Genomic DNA, 7,292 nt, shown 5'->3' with positions numbered 1-7,292 from the left:
TTATTATAAATTTAGGGGTTTGGGGATATTCCCCAACAAGTAAAATGGAAAAAAATAAGCGATATAATAGTAGTATTCTTATTTCATTTTTAGTAAGTGCATATGCACTTACTGTGCTTGCTGAATAAGTGTTAAGGGGTTTTAATATATTTGTAATGTTAGCTGAATAAGTGTTAAGGGGTTTTAATATATTTGTAATGTTAGAGAATATATTTTATAATTACCTTAATGGGGTATACACTAAAATATAAAAAAGAAAAGGGGTATGATTTTGGGCGTTAAGCTTCACAGAAAAGTTTTTTCTAAGGAACACTATATTGAAGTAATTTATGTTTTATTGAGAGAAAAAGAGGATGTTTATAATAAAGATATTGTTAATTATACAAAGTTAAGCAAACCATCAGTTAGTGTGGCTATAAATAATTTAATAGATGAGGGGTATGTGTACAGGAAATCTAGGTCAATAAAGCTAACGGAAAAAGGAGAAAAAATAGGTAAAGAATTATATAATAAACATATTTATTTTTATAATCTATTTTTAGATTTAGGCGTTGAACCTAAACAAGCAAATGAAGAAGCATGTAGTGTTGAACATGTAATATCAAATGAAACATTTAAAAAGATTAAAGCATTTATAGAAGAAAGCATTAAAAAATAAGCAAATATTTTCAGGTAGGCAGTTTTAATTAAATTATTAGGTAAATCTAAGTTGATTTAATTAGAATTGCTTTTTTTATGTAGAAATTTATACTTCCTTACAAATTTTAAAATTATTTGAAGTGACATATTGATTTTTATAAATATATATGTTAAAATCAAGTTAGTTAAGACTAACTTGATTAAGGAGGATAATATGCCTAAAATAAACAGAGAAACTTATGGCAAGGTCACTATAGATATTTCAGATAATGACAATATGAATTCATTAGTGTTAGCGATAAAAATAATAGAAGATATAGCTAATGAAATTCAACCTTATGTGGTGTATGAAAATCTCAATGAAATATCAGTTGCTATAGGAGAATATATTGGAATTGAAGTGTATACAGACAAAATCCTAATAACTGAAAATGGCGATACTGTAGAACATAAGGTAAGCGATCTAAGTGAAGACATGAAGAAGGTTTTCGAAAATATAAACTTTACTGACTGGAGAATGTATGGAATCGCTGATTTTAATTATGCAAAGCATACATTTTTGAAAAATGTGAGTGATAAGGAAGTTTTGTTAAAGATGTTTATTCCAAGAACTGACATTAGAATTTTAGAAGGCTCAATAGAAGTAAAATCTGTTGATAATATCGACGAAATAATTTCAGCAGTGGAGAAATGTGCAATAAATTCTACTAAAGAAGAGTTGAAAAAAAATACTTCGCCAGTTGCTTTAGAAAAGCTAAAATCAATAGATAGTGAATACTACAAAGAGATTGTTTCCAAAGGAATAGAAGAAATTAATAATGGTAAGTATGATAAGGTTATTTTGTCCAGAAAAATTAAGTTAGAGAAAAAAATCTTGCTAAAAGATAGTTTTTTATTAGGGAGAAAATACAATACCCCTGCACGTTCATATTGTCTGAAAATTGGTGATGTTGAAGTTATAGGTTTTAGTCCAGAAACAGTTGTCGAGGTGGATGAAGAAAAAAAAGTATACACATTTCCTCTAGCTGGAACCAGAGCATTAACAGATGATCCTATAAAGAATAAGGAATTAAAGTGTGAATTATTAAAAGATCCTAAAGAGATTGCTGAACATGCTGTTTCTGTTAAGTTAGCTTTTGAAGAATTAGAAAAAGTTTGTATAAAGGATAGTATATCGGTAGTTAAATTCATGGAGGTTTTGGAGAGGGGTTCAGTTCAGCATCTAGCATCAAGGTTGAAAGGGACGCTTAAAGAAGAATTCAATGAATGGCATGCATTTACTGCTCTTTTCCCGGCAGTTACCGCATCTGGAATACCCAAAGCAGAGTGTATAGATGCTATAGATAGGTTAGAAAAAGACGAAAGAGGATTATATAGCGGAGGCGTACTAACTTATGATCAAAATGGAACAATGGATGTGGCATTAGCTTTAAGAACTGCATTTCAAACAGACAAAGAAACATGGATTCGAGTAGGTGCTGGAATTGTAAAATTATCAAAAGCAGAAAGAGAATTAGAAGAAACTAAAGAAAAAGCAGGAAGCATTTTAGACAAGTTAGTTTATATAGAAGATTAAGAGATGGATATATTTATTAACACTACGCAATCTAAATACAAAATATATTTAGATTGCGTAGCTTTAAAAAACTTAAATGAATTTATTTCAAGCAAAAAACAGTACAAGAACATTATAGTAATAACAGATAGCAATGTGGACCATTTTATAGGCAACAATTTTAATTTAAAAAATTATAAGCTTTATAAGTATGTTATAGAAGCAGGGGGAAAAGTCCAAAAATATAGAAACATACTATAAAATAATAAGATATTTGACCTCAATAAAAGCGGATAGGCATGATTTAATTATTGCATTAGGTGGTGGGGTAGTTGGTGATTTAGCTGGATTTGTGGCCTCTACTTATATGAGGGGCATAGATTATATTCAAATACCTACTAGTCTTTTAGCTATGGTTGATTCATCCATTGGATCAAAAACGGCAATCAATACAGAAGACGGGAAAAATTTAATCGGAAGTTTTTATAATCCTAGAGCTGTGTTTATAGATTTTACTTACTTAAAAAACCTTCCTCAAAAAGAATTTCTAAATGGACTGTCTGAAACGATTAAAGCTTCGATTATAAAAGATAGAAAACTATTCGAATTAATTATAGAAAGCGATTTAAACAATGAAGAAATAATAAAGAAGATTGTAAAAAGAAGCATTGAAATTAAAAAGGAAATTGTCGAGAGGGATTTAAAAGAAACAAAAGAAAGACAACTTTTAAATTTTGGTCATACAATAGGTCATGCCTTAGAAAAACTAAGCGACTATACCTTACCACATGGCTATGGTGTTGCAATTGGAATGGCAATGATAACTAGAGGATATTACAATATGGGAAAAACAGATGAGAGAACCTATAAAAGAGTAGAAGAAATACTTAGAAAATATCATCTACCAACACATTGTAGTTATAGTGCAGAGGAACTTTACAGCGAAATTTTAAAAGACAAGAAAAGCAATGGAGACAAGATAAATATTATATATCCAAAATTAATAGGTGATTGCAGAATTGATATTGTAGATAAGTCTAACCTATTAGAAGTGTTAAAACATTGCTTATGAAAGGTGGTTGTCGAATGAATGTAAAAATTAAGCCGAATGAAATTAAGGGAAAGATGAAGTCGATACCATCAAAGTCGCTGTTACATCGAGCAATTATATTAAGTGGAATAGCAAAAGACAGAGAAATCATATTAGAACAGGTAAATACAATATCAGAAGATATAGAAGCTACACTTACTTGTATTGAAAAATTAGGAGCTAAAACTAAGGTGGAAGGAGATTCAATTAGAATTACAAGCCTTGGAAACATAAAGAAATCTAAAGTTGAATTACACTGTAAAGAGAGTGGAACAACACTTAGATTACTTTTACCACTTGTAAGTACATTTTCAAAAGAGGCAACAGTAGATTGTTCTGAGGGTCTTAGAAAAAGACCAATTAGAGAATTAATCGAAACGTTAGAAGAATCAGGGTTATATTTCAAGGAAAAGGGATTTCCAATTAACATCTCAGGAAATGTGACCACTGATTTTTTTAAAATTAGTGGTGATATTAGTTCTCAATATGTCAGTGGCTTGCTTTTGCTTTCTTCACTACTAGATCAAAGAAGTTCAATATATCTTACTAATAAATTAGAATCTAGGGCTTATGTAAATATAACAATAAGAGTATTAAGAGATTTTGGAATAATAGTTAATGAGTTAGAAGAGGGTGTATTTGAAATATATGGGGGGAGAGACAAGATACTCCCACCTAAAGAATATCAAATCGAAGGGGATTGGTCTAATGCAGCATTCTTTCTTGTAGGAGGTTGTTTAGGAGACTCAATAAAGATGTCTGGTTTAAATTTAGAATCTAGTCAAGGGGATAAAAAGATTGTTCAAATTCTTAAAAAGGCTGGAGCAATTCTCACCTGTTCTGATGATTTTATAAGTTCTAATAGAAGCCATTTAAACTCCTTTGAAGTAGATTTTTCCGAAACACCTGATTTATTTCCAATTTTATCAGTAGTGGCTGCATTATCAAAAGGACAAAGTATTTTAAAAGGTGGAGAAAGACTAAAACTTAAAGAAAGCAATCGAATAGAAAGTACATTTCAGATGTTAAAAAGTTTAGGGGCAGACGTAAAAAAAAGAGAGGATGGACTGATTATTCAAGGGAAGGAAATTTTAGATGGTGGAATTGTGAATTCTTTTAATGACCATAGAATTGTTATGTCAGTAACCATGGCATCTATTAGATGTAAAGAACCTGTTTCGATAGTAAATGCAGGAGCGGTAAAAAAATCATATCCTAATTTTTTTGAGGACTTTAAAAAAGTAGGAGGGATCTTTGATGTCATCAGTTAGTATAGGAGAAAACATAAAAATAAGCCTTTTTGGAGAATCTCACGGTTTGGCTATTGGGGGAGTAATAGATGGATTACCCCATGGACAAAAAGTTGATATGGAAAAACTAGACAAATTTATGGCAAGAAGAAAACCAGGTTCTGGGAAATATGTAACTCAAAGAAAAGAAAGAGATGAAATAAAATTTTTATCAGGGATAAAGGATTTTATTATTATGGGAGATCCACTGGCAGTTATTATTGAGAATAATAATATTAGACCGGAGGATTATAAAACCTTAGCCTATACTCCAAGACCTTCACATATTGATTTTTCAGCTAAGAAAAAATTTGGAGAGCATATAGATTTAATTGGTGGTGGGCATTTCTCGGCAAGGCTAACAGCAATTTTAACTGCTTTTGGAGGTATCGCTAAGCAAATCCTTGAAAGCAAGAATATTCTCGTATCTGCTCACCTAGATAGAATTAGAGAAATTCAAGACACAAGACATAATGATATAGAAAACATACAGAAGGCTGTAGAGAAGTCTGAGAATAATAGATATTCCATAATTAATGAGGAAAATATGGAAAAAATTGATAAGGTCCTACAGGAGTTAGTAAAAGAAAAGGATTCTACAGGAGGTATAGTAGAGTGTTCTGTATTTGGCTTACCACCTGGGGTAGGAAACCCTGTATTTGATGGTTTAGAAAATAATATTGCTAAGATGTCTTTTGCCATACCGGGAGTTAAAGGAATAGAATTCGGATCTGGATTTGAGGGTGCTTTGAAATTAGGTTCAGAGAACAATGATAACTTCTATATTGATGAAAGAAAAGAAATAAAGACCAAGACTAACCATGCTGGTGGAATAATTGGTGGAATAAGCAGTGGAATGCCTATAAATTTAAAGGTAGCCTTTAAACCAACTCCATCTATTGGGAAGGAACAAGAAACAGTGAATATACAAACAATGAGCAATACTAGGATAAAAATAAAAGGAAGGCATGATCCTTGTATAGCAATAAGAGGTGTTGTAGTAGTTGAGGCGATAGTGTCTTTAGTAGTATTAGACTATTTATTATAGATAGCAAGTTAGAGGAGCAAGTATGGAATATGGATTACTAGGGAAAAAACTAATTTATAGTTTTTCTCCAATGATACACAAGTATTTTGGGGACTATGAATATGAATTAGTAGAATGTAGTGAAGAAGATATAAGATTAATTTTAAGTGGAAAGAAATTTAAAGGCTTAAACATTACAAATCCATATAAGATAATGGCAAAAGAATATTGTGATAAGTTAGATGAAAGTGCAAGAAAGACAGGTTGTGTAAATACGATAGTAAATAAAAATGGCAGTTTGTATGGATATAATACAGATTATTATGGTTTTTTACACATGATTAAGAAGATAAAATCCATAAAGAAAGAAAGTCCGTTTTCTATCATTGGATCAGGAGCTACAGCAAGGATGAGTAAGGTAGTCCTAGAAGATTTAGAATGTCAATCAATAAAAATAATTTCTAGAGAAGATATAAAAAACCATAATATTGAAGAACTTATTAAAGACACAGAGATACTTATAAATTGTACACCAATAGGAGTTTATCCACTTGTTGATGAAAGCTTTCCTGTAGAAATAAAAAAACTGATTAAATTAAAGCATGTCATTGATTTAAATTATAATCCTTTAAACACGAGGCTGATGATAGAAGCAAATGAACTAGGGTGTAAGGCAAACTCAGGTCTTTCAATGCTAGTTGCTCAAGGGAAAAAAGCTGCGGAAATATTCTTGAGTAAGAAAATAGATGATAGCTTAATAGATGAGGTAGAAAGAAAGATAAGAAAAAGATTATTAAATATCGTATTGATTGGCATGCCAGGTAGTGGAAAAACTGTAATAGGAAGAGAGTTAGCACATAGAATCAACAGGGAATTCGTTGATATTGACAATTGTATTGAAAATCTTCATAAAATGACTATTCAAAAAATAATTGAAAAAAATGGGATACGTTTTTTTCGAGAACTTGAAAAGGAAGTAGTAAGGGAAGAGCTATTATCTTTTTCAAAAGTGTTTTCTACTGGTGGAGGGGTCATTGAGGATAGAGAAAACTGGAGATATCTAAAATACAATTCACAAGTTATTTATATAGAGAGAGATTTAGATCAACTTGACACCAAGGGACGTCCTCTTTCGCAAGGAGGAATAGATAGATTGAATAATATCTATGAGAAAAGAAATCCTATTTATAAAAAACTTTCAGATTATAGGGTTAAAAATAATAAAAGTCTTCTAGAAACAGTAGAGGAGATAGTAAAAGTTTATGAAAAAAATTTTAGTTATTAATGGTCCAAACCTTAATATGTTGGGAATTAGAGAGCCGGAAATCTATGGAGTAAAAACATATGAGGATTTGTGTAGGGAGATCAAAGAATATGCAAATAAGATAAATATTGAAGTGGATACTTTCCAATCTAATCATGAAGGAGAGATAATAGACATAATTCAAAAATCTTATGGTAGATATTATGGAATAGTGATTAATCCAGGCGCCTATACTCATACCAGCATAGCTATTTTAGATGCCTTAAAAGCTGTAGGAATAAGAACGGTAGAAGTTCATTTAACAGACATAATGGATAGAGAGGATTATAGGAAAAAGTCATTTATTTCAGAACATGCTGAGATGACAATCTACGGTAAGGGGTTTGAAGGTTATTTACAAGCCATTGAATCCCTAATTAAAAAGTAGA

Annotated in this window: 7 protein-coding genes; all 7 read left to right on the top strand. The window is 30.8% G+C overall.

Going from position 1 to position 7,292, the window contains the following annotated elements; translation table 11 throughout:
* Positions 1-265 precede the first annotated feature (265 nt).
* The 7 genes from ACLUJM_RS09360 to aroQ all read left to right on the top strand — a co-directional run bounded on the left by ACLUJM_RS09360 (position 266) and on the right by aroQ (position 7,291).
* Complete coding sequence (locus tag ACLUJM_RS09360) at positions 266-658, top strand: metal-dependent transcriptional regulator (RefSeq protein ID WP_412412724.1); 393 nt, start codon at positions 266-268, stop codon at positions 656-658.
* 195 nt (positions 659-853) lie between these two features.
* Positions 854-2,215, top strand: a complete 1,362-nt coding sequence (locus ACLUJM_RS09355) for a salicylate synthase (protein WP_412412723.1) — start codon at positions 854-856, stop codon at positions 2,213-2,215.
* Positions 2,216-2,468: 253 nt separating this feature from the next.
* The gene (gene aroB / locus ACLUJM_RS09350; RefSeq protein ID WP_244264242.1) at positions 2,469-3,266 is read left to right on the top strand and encodes a 3-dehydroquinate synthase; all 798 of its coding nucleotides are present in this window, start codon (positions 2,469-2,471) and stop codon (positions 3,264-3,266) included.
* A 14-nt stretch (positions 3,267-3,280) separates the two neighbouring features.
* On the top strand, positions 3,281-4,555 hold the full coding sequence (gene aroA / locus ACLUJM_RS09345; RefSeq protein ID WP_412412722.1) for a 3-phosphoshikimate 1-carboxyvinyltransferase: 1,275 nt from the start codon (positions 3,281-3,283) through the stop codon (positions 4,553-4,555).
* Complete coding sequence (gene aroC / locus ACLUJM_RS09340; protein WP_106460517.1) at positions 4,542-5,621, top strand: chorismate synthase; 1,080 nt, start codon at positions 4,542-4,544, stop codon at positions 5,619-5,621. Before aroA ends, aroC begins: the two co-directional genes overlap by 14 nt.
* Before the next feature lie 22 nt (positions 5,622-5,643).
* Positions 5,644-6,885 carry a shikimate kinase gene (locus tag ACLUJM_RS09335; RefSeq protein WP_060800191.1) on the top strand — a complete coding sequence of 414 codons (1,242 nt, stop codon included), beginning with the start codon at positions 5,644-5,646 and terminating at the stop codon, positions 6,883-6,885.
* Positions 6,863-7,291 (top strand): type II 3-dehydroquinate dehydratase, encoded by a 429-nt coding sequence (gene aroQ, locus ACLUJM_RS09330; protein WP_004837826.1) that lies wholly within the window; start codon positions 6,863-6,865, stop codon positions 7,289-7,291. Before ACLUJM_RS09335 ends, aroQ begins: the two co-directional genes overlap by 23 nt.
* Position 7,292 lies beyond the last annotated feature (1 nt).

Origin of the sequence: Finegoldia sp. (assembly GCF_046991905.1) — a bacterium.
Classification (GTDB): Bacteria; Bacillota; Clostridia; order Tissierellales; family Peptoniphilaceae; genus Finegoldia.
The sequence above is the reverse complement of the archived record's forward strand: the minus strand, read 5'-3'. Positions and strand labels throughout refer to the sequence as shown.